Genomic DNA, 19,174 nt, shown 5'->3' with positions numbered 1-19,174 from the left:
ACGCCCCTGCATTGAAAAACAATATCTACTTTGGAAAGCCTTCCAGAACCCCTGTTGTCATCCCCGGTGTTCCGGAGTGGCAGCGGGCGCATTCGATCGGCTTCCACGAAATCGTTCCGTTGTGGCATTTCCCGCAGAACTGTCCATCAACGATGATCTTCTTCATATCGATATCATTCGAGCCCGCCCGCATTTCAAAAATGGCGGGGTGACAGACCTTACACTTAAATTCCGCGCGATGGTACCAGTGAGGGAAAACAACCGGCGGCATCCCTCGTTTTTCCGCCTTGCTGTTCAGGACCATATCGCCGTAGTAGCCTGACACTTTGTCGCCGCCCCAGAAATATGCCAGCAAAAGGCCTAATCCGAGTATGATGCCGATCCGAACACTTTTCATCTTCCCTCCCTCTCCCATGCCGAAGTGGAATCCAACCGCTTGATTATCACACCGGTTTTCTTTTGTCAACAAATTTTATTCAAACGGTTCAACTAAATGAAAAAGGAAAGCTTTTCATCCCGCGTTCCCGATTTTTTTCTTGACAAAAGTGTAAAAAAAACTATAGTTAGGCATTGGATTTTTCGTATTCGTATCCGCGATCCGCTTTCTCTTAAAGATTTCCTTGTTGACCTCATAAAGATCCGACCTGCCGCATGAGATGGAGACGCTTCGGGAGTCCGTCCAGGATGACTTTTAAGAGAATTCAAATTTTCATCTTGTTGGGAAGCGTCGGCTTTATTCTATTTCTTTCCGCTTCCGCCAAAGGCGGCTCCATCATCCGGTCCCGGCATGACCTCTCCGCGTTGAATTGGCGCGGATATCAGAACGAAACCGGCCCGATGCAGGGAGGGACCTTCGACGATCTGCGCGAGGCGTGTGTCTATTGTCATACCCCTCATAACAGCAGCAGCTATGCCCCCCTCTGGAATCGAGAGCTTCCCCAGGAGCGGGGCTATCAAATGTATTCCAGCCCCAACTTCGATTCGGCCCCGCGGAGGGCGCCCGACGGGATCTCTCTTGCCTGCCTTTCTTGCCACGACGGATCGGTGGCGGTCGATTCGGTTCTCAAGCCGCCGCAATTCCACGACATCGTCGAAACCGGCGGTGATTATCGGATGACCCTGGAGGGAGAGGAGGGGAGTGATGCCTGCTCGAAATGCCACAATCGGTCGGAAGGGGCCTACGGGGGGCTCTCCGGCGCTCATGATGCGACCGTCCGCTACTTCACGAAGGATCTGCGGGACGATCATGCCATCTCGATGGTCTTGCCGAGCGCCGATGTCGACCCGCAGTTCAATCAGCCGACGATTTTGAAGCCGGACGGGGGGCGCATGTTTCCGAACGGAGTTCAGACGTTCGCGGGGGACAAGGTCCAGTGCGCCTCCTGCCATGACATCCACAGTCCGGACGAAAAGAACCTGCAGGGGCGGGATCCCTTTTTGAGGGCCTCCAATCGAGGGAGCGCCCTCTGCTTGACCTGTCACCAGAAATAAAACCGGGGGCCAGGGATCGGGTGTCGGCGGGCGGAGCAAAAATAAAAGCGAAGGGAACGATAAAGTGAAGAGAGTTTTACTGGTTGCTTTAGCGATGTTGATTTTGACCGGATGCGGCGGAAAGGGGAAAGCCCCCGATCGGGACTTGATCTGGCCCGCCCCCCCCGAAACGCCCCGGATCAAGTTCCTCACGAGCATCGATTCTTCGGAAGATGTGGAGAAGAAAGGATGGGGGGAGCGGATCAAAGCGGCCCTCTTCGGCGACTCGGGAGGGGCCAAGCTGGTTAAGCCGTATGGTGTTTCCGCCACGTCGGACGGGCGTATTTACGTCGCCGATTCGGGCTGGAGAAAGATCCTGGTCTTCGACACGCTGCAGGGCCGCTTCTCGATGATCGGCGTCGATGGTCCGGGAGCGCTCGCCGGACCGATGGGGGTGACCGTCGACAAGGAAGGACGGGTCTACGTCACCGATACGATCCTCCGCAAATGTCTCGTCTACGATCAAGAGGGGCGATTTCTCCTGTCGATCGGCGATTTAAATCGTCTGGAGCGGCCGGTCGGGGTGGCGGTGAACGATGCGCTGAAGCAGGTTTATATCGCCGATACCCGGAAGCATCAGATTTTTGTTTATGACTTTGAAGGGAATTTTCTTTTTGAATTCGGAAAGCGGGGAGCGGAGGATGGCGAATTCAACTTCCCGGCGAACCTCTTTGTTGATGCCGCCGGGAAGGTCTATGTCACCGATCTGAATTTCCGGGTCCAGATCTTCGATGCCGCCGGAAAGTTTCTCTCCAAGTTCGGCAATGTCGGGACCGGTTTCGGCCAATTCTCCCTTCCGAAGGGGGTCGGGGTCGACTCGCAGGGACACATTTATGTGGTCGACTCCCGCTTCAACAACGTCCAAATCTTCAGCCCGGAGGGGCAACTCCTCCTCTTCTTCGGCGAGTTCGGAAGCAAGAACGGTCAACTCTGGCTGCCGGCCGGCCTCTCGATCGACGATCAGGACCGGATCTACATCGCCGATCAGTACAATCATCGAATCGATATCTTTCAATATATCGGTCCCACTGAAAAAAATGAGAAACCGGAGGAATCTCCTTCATGACGACGCGTCGCAGCGCCTCTGATCGGCAGAGGATGATCCTGAAACGGATCGGACGCATCTTTCAGGCGGCCAACCGCTTGCTTCCGGCAGGCTTCCCCTCACGAAGGCGGAATTTTATTTTGATCGTCCTGGCGCTGATGGGGACCGCTTTCTCCCTTCTGAATGTGTTCGCATCTGAAGATGTTCGGCATACCAAACATAACCTTGCCGTCAATCCAGATATCGCTGCGAGGGAAGGAAGCGACTTTAAAGCAGGGGAGTTGACCTCGCTTCGCGGGGCGCGAAATCCGGAGGTCCGCGGCGTGGAAGGAGACATCCGCCTGAACGAAGAGGTCTGCATCTTCTGCCATACCCCGCACGGCGCGCAGAGCAATGTCAACGGGCTGGTCGGCCATGCCCCGCTTTGGAATCGCCGTCTCTCCAATCCGATGTCCTTCACCCCCTATACCAGTCCGAATTATGATGCGCAAGATATGCTCGGGACGCCGGGCCGGCCGAAGGGGGTCTCGCTCGCCTGTCTCTCTTGCCATGACGGCGCGGTGGCGTTCGACGCCTTGATCAACAGCTCCGGTTCGGGCGGTTTCTTCCCGAGCAACCGGGTCTTGAGCGGGGCGGGGGGAAGCATCGGGATGACCTTCATGGGACCGGCGGTCGATGCGACCGGCAGCTTCCGCGAGGGGCGCCGGGATGAGACGTCGGGAGGATTCGTCTTCTTTGATGCGTTCGGCGGAGGCCCGAATGCCTCGTTGGGAGCCGAGCCGTTCCCGAACCTGGGGCTCGATCTGCGGGATGATCATCCGGTGAGCATCGAGATTCCCCGGACCGATCCGCAGTTCCGGGAGATTCTAACGAACATCTCTTCCAAAGGAGGACGCATTCCGGGAAGCGGGAGCGTAATGTGGATCGATCGGAATCCGAACGGCGCCTTCCTGCCGTTGGACAAGCGCGATCGGATTCGGGCCTATCCCTCCGACCCGGGCCGTCCCGATGCGCCGTACATCGAGTGCGCCTCCTGTCACAATCCGCATGAGGCGAGCCGTCCCGGCGGGCAACCGGCCCTTTCGGAGCCGGTCAACCCTCAAACGGTCAACAACAATCTTTTTTTAAGGATGGCTTCGATGCCGGGGGCCAACTCACAAGATCGGAATGCCGGGAGCCTGGTCTGTTTGAGCTGTCATAAGAAGTAAGGAAAGTCGGAAGTGAGAAGAGAGGAGATCGGAATCGGGCGAGAGAAATCAGAACTCAGAACAGGGAAGCTCCTAAAGCCGTTCTTCTGGATTCTGTCTTCCGGATTCTGTCTTCTTTTCCTCCCGCAGGTTTTGCTTGCGGATGACGCCGCGCCGGTCGCGGAGGTCAACCAGGTTCCGATTACGGCAGACTCGGTCGAAGAAGGGGTCCGGAATTATCTTCGCCAGATCGGCCACAAAGAACTTTCCCCTCCGAGGATGATGAGCCTACGCAAAGAAGTGCTGGGGCGGCTCATCGACGAGGAGTTGATTTACCAGGAAGCGCTGAAGCAGGGGGAGAAGATTGCTCCCGAGGAGATCGAAGCGGAGGTGGACCGGATCCGAAAGCGGTTCGCCGCCGAGGACGATTTCAACGCGGCGTTGGTCCGAGAGGGACTCACCCTCGAAGAGGTCAGACAGGGGGTGCGTCGGTTTATTTTGGTTCGGAAAATGTGGAATGAAATTTCTCCGTCCGACGAGGCGGGGAAAAAGAATTGGTTGGAAGGGGTTCGGAAGAAATCAGAAATTAAAATTTATTAAATAACGGCGGGTTATTTACCGTCGATTGTCGAAGGCGATCGAAGGATCGCCTGTGGGGAACGCCTGGGGGGAGGAACGCTCCGTTTGGAGAAGAAACGCTGTCTTTGGACCGGAATGCTCATATTGCTCTTCCTCCCGACGCTTTTCTACCCCTCCCGGGCGGACGGACGGCTCCTTAATTTAGGAGGGAGCGTCGATTTATCCTATGGGCACATTCGGACGACGCAGGAAGAGGACGTCGCGGAGACCGATTTTCTGCAGCAGCGTTACAACCTTCATAATTTCGGAGAGATTATCGATCCCCGAATCGGGACGTTCTCCCTCAGCGGCACGTTCCTCAGCCAGGACACCGAGACGAACGGCAATTTCACCGATCAGAATTTCAACTTCACCGATTATTCTCTTGGGTTGAATCTCTTTCCATATATCTCTCCCTTCAGCTTTTACGCCCAACGGGTCACCCGCTCCAACCAGCTCGATACCGTTGTGAAAGATACGATCACCACCTACGGGGCGAATTGGTCTCTTTCGATTCCCCGGTTGCCGCGCCTTGCCCTCTCCTACAACCAATCGGAGCTGAAGGCGAACGATCGCGACCGCCTTCCGGATACCGTCAGCCGGTACTTCAACGCGGAATCGAGCGGCCGGATCGGGGAGACGACGGTGATCGGCCGTTATCAATACAATCAAACCGATGTGGCGCGGATCGACGGGGAGGTCGATTCGATCGACGGCCATGCGGTGAACCTGAATACCGAGAGCCGTCTTGCTTCCGCCCTTTCGTTGAGCACTTTTGCGCGGTATGCCGACGTCGGCGGAACGAATGCGCCGGGGCTCACCTTCGCCCAGGAGCGGGCCGTCGGCGCTTCCGTCTTCTACACGCCGAGTGTTTTTTGGGACACCCACGCGCGGGTCGAATATGCCGAGACACCCGATACGATCGACTTCAACCGGCTGAATGCTTTCTGGAGCGCGTCGATCCGGCCGACCGAGCTCCTCGACATGGTGACGAGCCTCCGGTATTTCCAGTTTGAAGTGAACGGGACGACGACCTCTTCTCCGTTTGCCGACTATGTCCTCAACTACCGTCCCTTCTTCGGGCTGAGCACCGGTTTGGGGGCCTCGGTCGGAATGACCGAGACCGAGGGGAATGGAGCCGAGCTCTCTTCTCTCTATCAGCGGTATCGGGGTTATGCCAATTACACCCGGTCGGTCGAGATCCTCCGCTACAGCGCCAGCTACGCTTTGAGCTACGGGACCGCCGATACTTCCCGGGCGAATTTGGCAGGTCCCCAGGAAGACGACCTCCGTGATTTGATGAACACCCTTACGCTGGGGGTTGAAAATACCCAGATCCGAATCATCCATATCGCCCTGGCGTATACCTTCAACGATATCAATCGGGACGGTCCGACCGTACAGGAAGAGGACGACCAGCGCGCTCACACCTTCCAGCTCAACGTCGACAGCAGCTACTTCCGCGGGGTGATTTTCAGGGACGACAGCCTCTTTCTCCAGGGCTCGGCGAGCCTCACCCGGATCGAGGGCTTCGGGCCGACGGGAACCTCTTTGCTCTACGATGCGCGTGGAAGCTACTATTTCCTCGGCGGCGGGCTTCTCGCGGCGGGGTGGACCCGGCAGGATTATCCGGAAGGTTTTTACTTGGACTCGGATATTTTCTATGAAGAGATCCAATGGAGCTTCTATCTCGGAAATACCAATCTCACGCTGGGGGCCCGCGACAGCCACCAACGGGGAGACGGAAACAGCTCGCTTGATCGGGATACGCTCGAGTTCACCACCGTGCTGGCTTATCAGATCGGGAAGTTCCTCTTCAATCTCGACCATCGCTGGGCCAATGACCGCTCGGCGGGGGTCACTTACCGAAGCGAGACGATTTTTGCAAGAGCGACGAGGGTGTTTTAAGAAACGGGAGGCGTGAGGCGGTAGGGGTGAGGGGGAAAAGATTAAAATCAAGAGGAGCGCTTCGAAACCCTCTGATCGGGATCATCCTGTTGGGATTGGTCGCTTGCGCGGGGGCGCCTGTCGAGAAGCCGCCGGCGATTTTTTGGCCGGAGCCCCCCGATCCGCCGAAGATTACATTTGTTCAAAACCTCACGCAGCCGAAAGATGTCGGGGTGAAGCCCTCTTGGTTTAAAAAAGTGATTCATTTTTTGTTCGGGGAGCGGCAAGCCCCCTACGTGATTCGCCCCTCCGGTGTGACGGTGGATGAAGAGGGGGGGGTCTATATCGGCGATACCGGGTTGCAGGTGGTCCATTATTTCAACGGGAAGAACCATGAATACCGGCAGTATTTCCGGCTTCCGGAGCCGTATGGGCGGTTGAAGAATCCGATCGGTGTGGCAATCGACGGATCGAAGCGGCTTTACGTCACCGATGCCGATCTCAACCGGGTCTTCGTCTACGATCAGGAAGGAGAGCCGGTCCGGATCATCGGCCGGGAGGGGGAGATGGAGCGGATCTCCGGAATCGCGATCGATCGGTCGCGCGAGCGGCTCTATGTCGTCGATACGATGGGTCATCGGATCCTGGTATACAGCCTCGAGGGGGAGAAGCAGGGAGAGATCGGAAAGCGAGGGGTCGGAAACGGCGAGCTGAATTTCCCGACCTACGCCACCGTCGATCACGACGGCCGGCTCTACGTCTCCGACTCGCTGAATTTCAGGGTTCAGGTGTTCGATGCAGAGGGGCAATTCCAATCGCAGATCGGGAGCCTGGGGGCGACGCTGGGACAATTTTCCCGGCCGAAGGGGATCGCGGTGGACGGGGCGAACCATCTTTACGTCGTCGATACCCTTTATGATAATGTCCAGATCTTCAATTCGTCGGGAGAGCTTCTCCTTCATTTTGGAAGGTCGGGGGTGGAGCCGGGCTTCTTCTGGCTCCCCTCCGGAATCGCCGTCGATCGGGAAGGAAAAATTTACGTCGCCGATTCGTACAACCAGCGGGTCCAGGTGTTTCAGCTGCTGGAGGATAAGGTTGTCCCATCGAGTTGAGTTGAGATCGATCATCTGTTTGTAGGGGCGACGCATGCGTCGCCCGACATCAATTCCGTTGACAAAGAAACAAACGATCATTAAGATGATCGCCGGAACGGAGAAAGAGGTTTAATGAGGGGAAAGTTTAGATCAAGTATCGGCGTTTGGGGATTATCGATCGTCCTCCTCATCACATTGGGGACGGTCGCCCTGTCGCTCCTCGGCATTCCTTTCCGCTCTCCTTCCTCCGCCCAGCCGACCTCCGAGCCGTTCAACGAAGATGTCAGCAACACGAAACATAACCTCTCGGCGAATCCGGTTCCGAATCCAACCCTCTTCCAGGAGCTCTTCGATCCCGATATGGAGCGGAACATTAAGTCGGTCGACGGTCCCCAGGGGACGACCGAGGTCTGCGTCTTCTGCCACACCCCGCACGGCGCCAGCCAGGAGGGGGTGAAGATCCGGGCGCCGATCTGGAACCGGAACCTCTCCCCGGCCCATTATCAGATGTACGATCAGGTCTGGAGCAAGTCGTTCGAGGCGAAGCCGAACGATCCCGGCCGCCCGACCGGCTACTCGCGGCTCTGCCTCTCCTGCCACGACGGAACGATCGCCCTCGGCAGCTTGATCAATAAGCCGGGGAGCGGAGGATTCGATCCGGACGGCCGCACTCCGATCGAGATGGAATACCCGACCGGCCAGACGCCGGCCGGACCTCCCGGGAGTATCCCGGTCGGCGACGGCGCGACGCAGCAGGCGACCCGCGTTTTGGGCCGGGACCTTCGGAACGATCATCCGATCTCGATGCGGTTCGACACCGAGCTGTTGTCGAAAGACCACGAGTTCGTCGATCCCGGCCCGCCGATCCGGCGTCCCTTCACCCAGAGCACGCCGACGCCGCTCTCTCCCCTTCGGAGGGCGACGGGGAACAGCGTCGATGTTTTTGATTCCGTCCAGTGCACCTCTTGCCACAATCCGCACCAGGTCGATTTCCCCAAATTCCTTCGGGCCAACCGTCTTCAGTCATTGACCTTCGCCACGACCCAGGCGGCGAAACAGCCCGGTCTGCCCGGCACATCGGCGCCGCCGCAGGGAGGGGGGGCGATCATCTGCCTCTTCTGCCACGACAAACCGGGATGGCCTTATAATGAGGCCGATCTCAATTCACATTTCGGCGACCGCCAGACGGGACAATTCGATGATTCGCGGCTGAAGCCGGGGGCAACCAACCTTCACAACAACGAAACGCCCGCCGTCGCCGAGCGCGCCTGCCTTATTTGCCATGATCCGCATACCCGCCAGGGAGCGGTCCGGATCATGCGGGAAGGGGTCGATCATTTCGGCAACGTGGCGATCGAGCAGACCTGCTTCCAGTGCCATCAGCCGCAGGAGACGTCGATCCTCCAGGCGCCGACCCGCGCCCCCGACATCATGACCCAGTTCTTTAAAGACAGGGAAGGGAACGGCAGTCACGGGGTTTCGCCGACCGGGAGCGCGATGGACCTGAACCTGGCCCTCGGACATCAGCCTGTTTTCGTCGATCTGCCGACCGAAGGGGTCCAGCTGGGAAGCGACAACCGGCTTCCCTCTTTCTTCGGCGGCCCTTTTTCCGAGCCGGCCAACAACAAGATTCTCACCGAGAACGCCCCGCCGACCCCCGACACTTCCCATGTCGAATGCGTCGATTGCCACAACATGCATCGGGTCACCCGGCGGAATCGGTTCCAAGGGATGCCGGGGGTCACGATCCGGAGCGGCATCGTCGCATCGACCTTGAAGTCGGTCGATGAGCGTCGCGAGCCGTACATCTATGAAGTCTGCCTCCGCTGCCACGGGAACACCTTCAACAACCATGTCCGGGAGGCCCTCTTTACCGCGGTCGGCACCGGCAAGGTCGTCCAGGCGCGCGGCAACAGCCCGGTCAATCCGGCGCTCGGCGTCAACGCGCATGGGAGCAACAAGCGGAAGGAGTTCGATCCGACCTCCGTCCCCTTCTATCTAGAGAACTTCCGTATTCAGCCGGCCGATCCGCTGGAGCGACTGATCCCTGATAGGAATCCACCCCGATTTAATCATTCGTTTCACCCGGTCTTTCAACCGGGGAGAAACCAGTCGGGGGTCTTGAACAATTACACACTCAACATGTCGGTTCCGACGCAGCAGGGACAGTTCCTCGGAAGAATGGGACTCAGCCGGGAGAAGACAATCCATTGCACCGACTGCCACAACACCGATCTTTTCGGGACCTACCTGGGGGGGGCGCTTCCTTTGAATCGGATCTTCGGCGCCTTTGGATTCCCGTCGTTGACCAGCTGTTGGGACGGCAGTCAAAACGTGAGCTGTCCTGACTACCCCGGGCCGATTACCTTCGACGATACACGGGGGACCGCTTACCGGCGGCCGACCGATGTTCCTCCCGATATTCCGGTGAATCCGGAAGCGACCCGAACGGCGAGCCTCAATGATCCGAACACGGCCCAGGGGCCGCATGGATCGATCTATAAGAGGATCTTGCGGGCCAACTATGACACGAAGGTGGGGACATCCGAAACGGCGTTGATCGGCGACACGGTCACAAACGTCGGCCGCGGCAACGCGAGGAATACCTATAATCCTCAGAATTTCGCCCTCTGCTACAACTGCCATGCCGAGGCGGCGTTCATCACCCCCGCCTGGACCGATTCCGGAACGGGAGTGGAGAACTGTCGTAGGGATCCTGTCACCAACGCATTCATCCCTCCCGCGGCGCGGCTGACGAATTTCTATCGCTGCGGAACCAACAATGTCGATGGACAAAATTCAGGGGGCAACCTTCACATGCTTCACCTGGTAGGGCGGACGAATGCCCGCTGCCATGAATGCCACAACAACGTCCACAGCAATGTGGAGGCCGGAAACACCCTCTATGTTGGTTTGAATGATCCCACTTTTGTTCAAGAGAACCCGGGCCACAACCTCGATACCCATCTCATCAACTTCCAGCCGAATATAAAAGGGAGTACAGAACTTGGGAGGTTTGAAGATCAGCCGATGTGGGGATTTGGTCGCATGGTCAACGGGCCGGGAAGCCCCTTTGACGATTATCAAAGCCAAGGTCATCGCGGTCCCGGTTGCAACCTCCGGTGTCACGGATTTAACATGAGGCACAATTATGATGCCCACTCCGTCATCAACGGCCAGAAGTAGATAATGTCTTTTGTCAGAAAGTTGATTTTCCTCTTTCTCCTCCTCTCTATTCCAATTGCGCTCTTTATCTCCTTTTTCTCCGGTCAGCAGGAAGTTCCTCCCGAAATGGTCCTCATCCCCGCCGGGGAGTTCATCATGGGGAGCAATGAGGTCGACACCTCCGGCAACAACCAGGCGGAATTCGGAAATAAGAAGCCGTGGTATCTCGATGAACATCCCGAGCGAAGGATCTTCGTCGCCGACTTTCTGATAGACCGATACGAGGTGACGAACCAGGAATATGCGGCGTTTGTCGAACAGCGCCAGCGACGGCCGCCTCCCTCCTGGAAAGAGGGGCGTTTTCCCGGCGGGCAGGCGAACTTTCCGGTGACCGACGTCAACTGGTTCGAGGCCGAGGATTATTGCGAATGGATGGGAAAGCGTCTTCCGACCGAGGCGGAGTGGGAGAAGGCGGCGCGGGGGCCGCACGGCTACCTCTACGTCTGGGGAAATCAATTCGATGCAACGAAGGCCAACGTCAGCGCCGGCGGCCACGGCGGCATTACTCCGGTGGGCCGGTGGAAAGAGGACCGAAGCTTTTATGGTGTTTTTGATCTGAACGGAAACGTCATGGAGTGGGTCGCCGACTGGTACAAGCAATATCCGGGGGGCGATCATCAGAGCCCCGATTTCGGAGAGCTATTCAAGATCGCCAAAGGCGACGCCTTCGGCGAGTCAGGTCACTATTCCCTTCCTATTTTTTCCCGTCTTCCCTTCCGGCAAAACGTCGCGCCGACCGACCGCTTTCCCTTTCTGGGGTTTCGCTGCGCAAAAAACGGATAATCGGCGGGGCATTCTCTCTAGCGGGCCGTATCGACCGCCAAGCCGACCGGCTGATTGAGGCCTGTGTTGATCCCAGTGATCGTTTTGTGCGCGGCTTCCCCGTCGGCTCGGCTGGCGTCTGTGAAGATGTGGACCGCGTCCGCTTCCCGATTGGCCACATAGAGAAGATCCCCCTCCGCGTCGAGGAAGAGGAAGGAGGGGGTTTGCATGAAATTCCCGGAGAGGGTACGGGCGGGGGCGCTGTCTCCGTCCAGACTCGAAGCGTTCTCGAAGACCAAAATTTCCGACGTCCCCTCATTCAAAACATAGAGAATGTCCCGCTCCGGATCGATCGCAACGCCGATCGGCTCATCGATCCCGGTGGCGGCCCCGCCGATCTCCGCGTCCGGACTGACCTCTCCATTCAGATCCTCCACATTCTTGAAGACCAATACCGAATTGTTTCCATGATTGGCGACGAAAAGGGTTTGTCGTCCTAAATCGACGGCCAGGCCCCGCGGGCTATTGAGGCGATCGCTCGTGATGACCTGGTTGGGGACCGCGTTGAAGCTGAAATTGCTGGCGGCGTGGAAGACGAGGAGGCTGTTGCACGGCGCGGCGGGATCGGCGCAATCGGTTCCGGCGTTCGCGACATAAAGGCGGTCTTGATCCGAATCGACGAAAAGCCCGGCCGGGTTGTTCAGCTTGGTATCGGGACAGGAAGAGGCCTCGGGGTTATAGATCGGGCTGCAAGGGGTCTGGGGAAGGCGGAGGGCCAACAGGCCGGACGCGGTCTCTCCGGGGTAAGGCGAAGTCAATGTCAGGGTGGTATCCGAGTAGATCGTCGAAACGATCAATGCGTTCTCCCCGATTTTGATGTGGTCGCCGGGGGCTAAATCGGTGGTAAAGGAAGTTCCGGTTCCGGTCACGATCACGCTTCCTTCCGTGACGGAAAAAGTGCCGTCGAATGGCATCTTCCCATCAGACCTGCTTGCGTGGGTAAAAAGGAAGAGCGAGTCGTCCGAAGTGATCGTCGGATTTCCCTGGTTGGCGACGTAGACGAGGTCCCGTCTTGGATCGACGGCCACGGCCGAGGGGCCGATCAATTGATTTTCCCCGCCGCTCCAAACCTGGCCCGGAGCAAAATTCCCCTCCGCGCTGAAGAGGAGGAAGGCGCCCCGCGCGCATTGGTTCTGGGGGAGGGTGCAGGTCGGGTCGATCGGCTCGCCGAGGAAGAGCCGCTCTCCCCCCCGGCTGGTGTCGACCCAGAGCGCGCCGGTAATTTGGGGATCAAGAGAGGGGGGAAAAGAGATTTCCGTGTCGTCTCCGACCAGTTTCCGGTTGGGTTCAATCTCTCCGTCGAGGGTGCTGGCAGTGTCGAAGATATAGACGGAATTGTTTCCCCGATTGATGATAAAGAGCCGGTCTTTGGCCACGTTCATGAAGGGGGCGGTCGGCGCGTTCAACCGGTCCTCTGAAGCCAAGGTAGAAGAGGAGGTCATCACTCGGTCGGGCGGGGTGTTCCCCTGTTTTCCGCTGGCGTCATCGAAGGCGAGAATGTTATTGCTCTGGGTGTTGACCGCATAGAGGATATCCCGATCCGGATCGACGAAAAGTCCGAAAGGGCGGACAAGCTGGGTCTGCAATCCGACCAGCGTCCGAGGGGTGGGGTCGAGGGTGTCCAGGTCGTAGACGACGACGCCGTTGTTCGTGTCGTTCGCCACGTAGGCAAGGCCCCTCCCTTCGTCGACCGACATCGACAGGGGGCCGTTGAGACCGGTGGTGAAGGTGGCGACCGGAGCAGGGAGCGCAACGTTTCCGGTCGGGGGGCTGGGAATGACGGCGTCGAGGTCATAGACACGAAGCTCATTGATGGACGGCAGAAGAAGGAGAAGACGATTTCTCGTTTTGTCGACATAGATCGCCCGGGGGAACAAAATGCCGCTTGCGAGGATCCCCCAGCTCGGGGGGGTGTTGTTCAGGGAGGTTTCACTGACATTGTCCCAAACGGCGATCATCGGGGAGCTGGCGCCGCCGAGGAAGGAGCGGAGGTTGAGGACGTAGAGCCGGTCCTCCTCGTTGTCGTAGGAAAAGGAGATCGGCCATTCCAGCCGGGTGGCGGAGCCGGTGTTGATTTTTGTCGGCGGAATATTCCCCTCCATCCCGAACAGCAGGACTGCGTTGTCCAATGTGTTCGAGACGTAGATCCGGTCGAGCTGGGAATCGACCGCGATGTCGGTTGCGTCGGTGAGCCCCGTTTCGTCGCCGGTGATGATCCGGCTCGGGGAGACGTCGCAGACGGCGCAGTTGGCGAACGGATCGGAGAAGATGAGCAGGGCGCTGTCGCCGTCTGCCGTGTGGTCGTTGTTGACGACGTAGATCAAATTCTGGTCGATGTCGACATCGATTCCGATCGGAAACACGAGAAGGGTGTTCGAACCGGTCAGCGTCCGATCTGGGGAGGTCTGACCCGCCCGGGTGGAGGCATTTTCATAGACCAGAACCGCTGCCTGGTCCTCGCTTTGAACGACGTAAAGCCGGTCGTTCGTGCTGTCGATGAAGATCCCTAAAGGAGATTGAATCGATGAAATCGTCCGGGTCGGCGGAAGATTTCCTTGAGTCGATGATTGAGAGGCATTTTCGTAGACCAGGATCGAGTTGGCTCCCTCGTTCGAGATGTAAAGGATGTCTCGCGCCGGGTCTACTGCGAGCTCCCCCGGAGCGTCGAGCAAGGTCGAAGTGCTTGAGAGGACTTGGCAGGGGGGGAGATCGCCGTCGAGAAGACCGGTTTCCGAGCAGCTCGCGTGAAAGACCAGAATGGATGCGTTCCCTTCATTCGCGACATAAAGCCGCTGCCGTGTCGCGTCGTAGGCGACGCCGCCGGGAAGGCGGAGTCCGGTTTGCGGCCCCGAAATCACCCGGTCCGCCGAGGCCAAGCCGTCAGGCAGTTCGAGCGTGCTTGCATTCTCATAAATGAGGATGGCGTTCTGGCCGGTGTTGGCGACGTAAAGGGTGTCTGTCGTTTGATCCAAAAAAAGGCCGGTCGGTTCGGCGATGGTTTCCGGAAAGTGGCGGTCAGGGGAGAGATCTCCCTCGGCGGTCGAGGCGTTGTCAAAGGCGAGAAGGCTTCCCGTTCCGTTGTTGGCGACGTAGAGATTCCCATCGCCGCGCGGCAGGTCCGGCGCTTCCTGAGTCTGACCGGAGCCGTTACTGTTGCCACTGCACCCCTGAAACCCTCCTGCGCCAAGAAGGACAAGGAGGAGCATTATCCAGCGCACGTATCTCAATTCGGATTACCTCGTGGTGTCGACGGAAAGCGCGACCGGCTGGTTCAGGCCAGTGGTGTTTCCGGCGAGCGTTGTGTGATGGGCTTCCCCTTCAGCCGAGCTCGCCTCAGTAAAGATGTAGACCATGTTCGCCCCTTGATCGGCCACGTAGAGCAGGTCATTTTGCGGATCGAGAAAAAGGGAGGAGGGTTGAACCATGAACCCCCCTGAGATGACCCGGACCGGGGAGGGAATGACGCTTCCGCTGAGTGTGGAGAGTTGGTCGAATACCTTAATTTCCAACGTTTCCTGATCGAGGACATATAACAGCTCGTTCGCCGCGTCCACGGCGACCGCCACCGGCTGGCCCAGCCCGCCGATTTCGGCGTCGAATGCGACCGAACCGTTCAGCGCCTCCAGGTTTCTGAAAATCAAGACGGAATCCCCCCCGGCATTTGCGATATAGAGAACTCTTCGGTCCAGGTCGACGGCCAAGCCTCGCGGCGTATCGAGCGCGTCGTTGGACAGGATCTGATCGGGGGTGACCGGGCCGGCTGCATCTGCCAGGTCGCCGGCGTTGTCAAAAATTAAAACGGCGTTGCAAGGGGGGTCTGTGTTGATACAGATCCGCCTGGAAGCGACAATCCCGGTGGCGGTCGTTCCCGTGTAGGGGGCGGACAGGGTCAGAGAGGTATTGGAGCCGACGGCAGAGACGGTAAAAAGTGTTGTCCCGATACTTATCGTATCGCCGGGCGCCAGCTCCGTCGAAAAGAGGGTTCCGGCGCCGGTCACAAAATCGGACCCTTCGATCACGACGATCGTGCCTGTCAGGGGAACGTCGTTGCTGGTGTTGGAGATGTAAAGCCGGTCTTGAACGGGATCGACGAAGAGTCCGGCCGGATTATTGAGCGCCGGGATCGATACAGACAGCGGAGGATCGCCATCCGTATTGACACGGCTCGCCTCCGTCAGGATGGATAGGGTGTCGTCTCCGGTGACCGCCGGATCTCCCTGGCTCGCCATATAGAGGACGTCTCCGTCGAGGGCGATTGCAGATGGCCCGAAAAAGGGCGCCCCTCCTCCCGACCAGATGCGGCTTGGAGCGAGATTTCCCTCTCTGCTGAAGATGAGAAAAGCGCCGCGTAAGGCAACACAGGCGACCGAGCTGTCCGGACAGGTGGGGTCTCTCGGCTGACCGACGAAAAGTGTTTCATTTCCCCCGCTCGTATCGACGAGCAGGGCGCCGGTGATGTCGGTTCCGTCCCCGCTGGGCCCTCCGAGGAAGAAAAGAGAGGTAGCGCTGCCGGCGATTTTCCGATCGGGGTCCAGCGCGCCGTCCCGGCCGCTGGCGTTGTCGTAGATATAGATGGAATTGTTCCCCCGATTAATTAGATAGAGGCGATCGTCGTCCATGTTTACGGCGGGAGCGGTCGGGGTGCTCAGGATTTCGTCCGCTGCGGCGCCGCCGGGAGAGGAAATGACCCGGTCCGGGGAAATGTTCCCATTTGTCGTGCTGGCATCATGGAAGGCCAAGATCGCATTGACATTGCTTCCGGCCGAACCGGTGTTCGTCACATAAAGGATGTCCCGTTCCGTATCGATGGAGACGCCGAAGGGGCGGTTCAATCCTGTCGCCGCCCCGCCGATCACCCGGACGGGGGCGGTCAGACTTAAATCGTCCAGATCGTAGACGACGATCCGGTTCCCGGTCGGTTGGGCCGTTGGACAATTGGACTGCGGGCTGGCGTCGCAGTCGTTTACGATGTAAACGAAGCCGCGCTCCTCATCAACCGCCATCGCCTTGGGCCGGTGGAGCCCCTCGGCGGTGGCGAAGGTTTTCGTCGGCGCGGGGAGGGTGAGCGCCGTTGTCGTGGGAGCCGAATCGAGCGGAAAATTAGGAATGGTATCGATGTCGTAGATCTGAAGTTCAGGGTCGGTGATGTTCCCGCTCAGAATAATCAGCAGGCCCCGGGTCCGGTCGAGGTAAACCGCGCGGGGGCGTTGAATATCGGAGGCCGGGGCGGTGATCGTCCAGCTCGGCGCATTGTTCAAAAAGAACCGGCTGCTGATATCATCGTAAACGGTGATATTCGGAGTATTCGGAATGACCGATGTCGAATTGAAGTTGGCGACATAGAGGCGGTCCATCGTACTGTCATAGAAGAAAGAGATCGGCTGCTGCAGCTGGGTGTTCCCTCCCGAATTGATCTTGGCGGGGGCCACGTCCCCTTCCAGGGAGAAGACAAGGATGTTGTTGGCGGTCGGGTTCGAAAGATAGACCAGATCTCTCTCCATATCGACCGCGACGCCGACGGGGTTCGTCAGGGTGGTCTCGTTGTCTCCGGTGACATCCCCGCCGATCCGCCAATCGGGGGAGATATTGCAGCTGTTGAGAGCGGCGGTGACGGGGCAGCGTTCGGTATCGTCGGCGTCTTTCAGGCTAAAGACGAGGAGGGCCGTACTGCTGGTGCTCTTGCCGCCGGTCACGTTGACGTTGTTTGTATTGTTGTTGTTGACGACGTAAATCCGCGATCGGGCGACATCCACCTCGATTCCCGCCGGGTTCGTCATCTGGGTCGTGGCGCATTCCGGGGGGGCGGAGACGTCGTTGCATTCCGGGGGGAGCGCGCTGAAATCGGTGGTCAAGATTCGCTCCGGCGCGGTGCCGCATAGCGATGGATTCGATGTGCAGGCGGCGGGAGTGTTCCCTTTGAGGCTCGCCGTCTCGTAGATGAAGATCGCCGGCAGGTTCCCCCCTGATTTGACCACGTAGAGCCGGTCGTCGGCGTTGTCGATGAAGAGACCGAAAGGGAGCTGCAACATGCTCTCTGCTTGGCCGGCGTCGGGATGAGAAGTGATGACCCGGCTTGGTGTGACGTCTCCTTGGGTCGTCTGCTGGGAAATATTGTCGAAGGCCAAGATCGAATTTCCCCCCATGTTTGAGACGTATAAGATATCTCGCGGGGTCTGAACGGTGCCGGTATCCAAGGCGAGCGCTCTGGGGTAGTCGAGCAACGTCGAAGTCCCTGAGATCGTCCGGCAGGGGGCGATGTCTCCATCTAGAGCGGACGGGGCGCCGGGACAGTTTTCATCGAAAATGAGAATTCTGTAATCGTCCGTGTTGGCGACATAAAGCTGTCCGTTCTGAGGGCGATAGATGACCGCGAAGGGACGATGCAACCCGGTGTTCGGTCCTGAGATCGTGCGGGTTGCGGCGGCCAAGCCAAGCGACGGGTTCAGCGTGCTGGCATTCTCATAAATCAGGATGGCATTCTGACCCGCGTTGGCGACGTAAAGGGTATCGGTGGTCGGGTCGAGAAAGATCCCGGCGGGCCCGGTCACCCCTTCGGGGAAGCGTCGTCCGGGGGAGACATTTCCCTGCGGGAGAACAGATTGGAGATTGTTTGCAGCGTTTTGGGGAGGATCAAAGGCCAGCAGGCTTCCATCGCCTGCATTAACGACGTAGAGGGTGCTCCCTTTGCTCTCTCTGGAGGAGGAGACCGTCTTCTTTTCGGTGACATCGCCGCAGCCGCCGAGGCTGTTCACCGATAGAAAAAAAAGAAGCAATATCCCGAGGAACGAATACAATTTGATCGGCTTGTCGCTTCGACGGCTTTTTTTCATACGTCGCCATTATTTGAAAAAAAAGGGATTCTGTCAAGCTAAAAAACGCGACAAAACAGTCAAATGCGAATGAGAAGGTTATCGATCAGGCGGACCGATCCGATTTTGACCGCCAGGAGGAACACCGCCTCTTTTTGGATCTTCTCGACCGGCTCCAGGGACGCCGGATCGCAGAGGGCGATGTAATCGATTTGGGCGAGCGGCTCGGATTGAATCAGCGCTTTGAGCTCTTGGAGAAGGGGCCGGCTTTCATGAATTCCCTGCCGGACACGCCTCTCCGCCTGCTTGAGGGCTCTGAATAAAATGGGCGCCGCCGCCCGCTCGGCGGGGGAGAGACGCTGGTTGCGGGAGCTCATTGCCAGGCCGTCTTTTTCCCGAACCGTCGGAAGGATTCGAATCGAAACGGGAAAATGAAGGTCCTTCACCATCTGACGAAGGACACGGGTCTGCTGGTAGTCCTTCTGGCCGAAATAGGCCCGGTCGGGCTGGACGACCTGAAGGAGTTTGGCGACAATGGTCGCGACACCGCGGAAATGACCCGGCCGAACGGCTCCTTCCCAGCGCCGGGTGATTTCTTCCACATCGACAAAAGTCCGGTAGGGGGAGGGGTAGATCTCCTCCGCGGTCGGTGTCCAGAGGAGATCGACCCCCGCCTCTTGAGCCATCTTCCGGTCCGAAGGAACCGAGCGAGGGTAGGCGGTGAAGTCCTCCTTGGGTCCGAATTGAAGGGGATTCACAAAAAGGGAGACGACGACGAAATCGCATTCGCGTTTGGCCCGGCGCATGAGGGCCAAATGCCCTTCGTGAAAGGCCCCCATCGTCGGGACAAACCCGATCCGCTTCTTGCCGCATAAGGGCGCCAGGATTTTCTGAACGGCTTTGATGTTGGAGAGGGTTCTCATTTTCGAAGGGTAGGGACGACGCATGCGTCGCCGC

The 19,174-nt window shown here is 58.4% G+C and carries 12 protein-coding genes; 8 read left to right on the top strand and 4 right to left on the bottom strand.

Annotation, left to right across the window (positions count from 1 at the left end):
• Positions 1–25: 25 nt before the first annotated feature.
• Positions 26–397, bottom strand: a complete 372-nt coding sequence (locus MCM46_06040) for a hypothetical protein (GenBank protein MCG3111369.1) — start codon at positions 395–397, stop codon at positions 26–28.
• Positions 398–684: 287 nt separating this feature from the next.
• Here MCM46_06040 and MCM46_06035 point away from each other — a divergent pair, with 287 nt between their 5' ends.
• The 8 genes from MCM46_06035 to MCM46_06000 all read left to right on the top strand — a co-directional run bounded on the left by MCM46_06035 (position 685) and on the right by MCM46_06000 (position 11,369).
• The gene (locus MCM46_06035) at positions 685–1,491 is read left to right on the top strand and encodes a cytochrome c3 family protein (protein ID MCG3111368.1); all 807 of its coding nucleotides are present in this window, start codon (positions 685–687) and stop codon (positions 1,489–1,491) included.
• Between the two features lie 64 nt (positions 1,492–1,555).
• Positions 1,556–2,596, top strand: a complete 1,041-nt coding sequence (locus tag MCM46_06030) for a hypothetical protein (GenBank protein ID MCG3111367.1) — start codon at positions 1,556–1,558, stop codon at positions 2,594–2,596.
• Positions 2,593–3,783, top strand: coding sequence for a hypothetical protein (locus tag MCM46_06025; protein MCG3111366.1), 1,191 nt, complete (start codon positions 2,593–2,595; stop codon positions 3,781–3,783). The genes MCM46_06030 and MCM46_06025 overlap by 4 nt, the downstream gene beginning before the upstream one ends.
• A 12-nt stretch (positions 3,784–3,795) precedes the next feature.
• Entirely contained in the window at positions 3,796–4,362 is a 567-nt protein-coding gene (locus tag MCM46_06020) for a SurA N-terminal domain-containing protein (GenBank protein MCG3111365.1), read from the top strand.
• A gap of 84 nt (positions 4,363–4,446) precedes the next feature.
• Positions 4,447–6,288 (top strand): hypothetical protein, encoded by a 1,842-nt coding sequence (locus MCM46_06015; GenBank protein MCG3111364.1) that lies wholly within the window; start codon positions 4,447–4,449, stop codon positions 6,286–6,288.
• 26 nt (positions 6,289–6,314) lie between these two features.
• Entirely contained in the window at positions 6,315–7,379 is a 1,065-nt protein-coding gene (locus MCM46_06010) for a 6-bladed beta-propeller (GenBank protein ID MCG3111363.1), read from the top strand.
• Between the two features lie 114 nt (positions 7,380–7,493).
• Positions 7,494–10,547 (top strand): cytochrome c3 family protein, encoded by a 3,054-nt coding sequence (locus MCM46_06005; protein MCG3111362.1) that lies wholly within the window; start codon positions 7,494–7,496, stop codon positions 10,545–10,547.
• A 3-nt stretch (positions 10,548–10,550) separates the two neighbouring features.
• Positions 10,551–11,369, top strand: coding sequence for a formylglycine-generating enzyme family protein (locus MCM46_06000; GenBank protein MCG3111361.1), 819 nt, complete (start codon positions 10,551–10,553; stop codon positions 11,367–11,369).
• Positions 11,370–11,386: 17 nt separating this feature from the next.
• Here MCM46_06000 and MCM46_05995 read toward each other — a convergent pair whose 3' ends face one another.
• The 3 genes from MCM46_05995 to panC are packed head-to-tail and all read right to left on the bottom strand — an operon-like array spanning position 11,387 to position 19,164.
• A complete protein-coding gene (locus tag MCM46_05995; protein ID MCG3111360.1) occupies positions 11,387–14,626 on the bottom strand; it encodes a beta-propeller fold lactonase family protein in 3,240 nt (1,079 codons plus the stop codon).
• 15 nt (positions 14,627–14,641) lie between these two features.
• Positions 14,642–18,238: a hypothetical protein gene (locus tag MCM46_05990; GenBank protein ID MCG3111359.1), complete on the bottom strand. Its 3,597-nt coding sequence runs from the start codon at positions 18,236–18,238 to the stop codon at positions 14,642–14,644.
• A gap of 59 nt (positions 18,239–18,297) precedes the next feature.
• Entirely contained in the window at positions 18,298–19,164 is an 867-nt protein-coding gene (gene panC, locus MCM46_05985) for a pantoate--beta-alanine ligase (protein MCG3111358.1), read from the bottom strand.
• Between the last annotated feature and the right edge of the window lie 10 nt (positions 19,165–19,174).

Origin of the sequence: Candidatus Manganitrophus morganii (assembly GCA_021651055.1) — a bacterium.
Lineage (GTDB): Bacteria > Nitrospirota > Nitrospiria > SBBL01 > Manganitrophaceae > Manganitrophus > Manganitrophus morganii.
The sequence above is the reverse complement of the archived record's forward strand: the minus strand, read 5'-3'. Positions and strand labels throughout refer to the sequence as shown.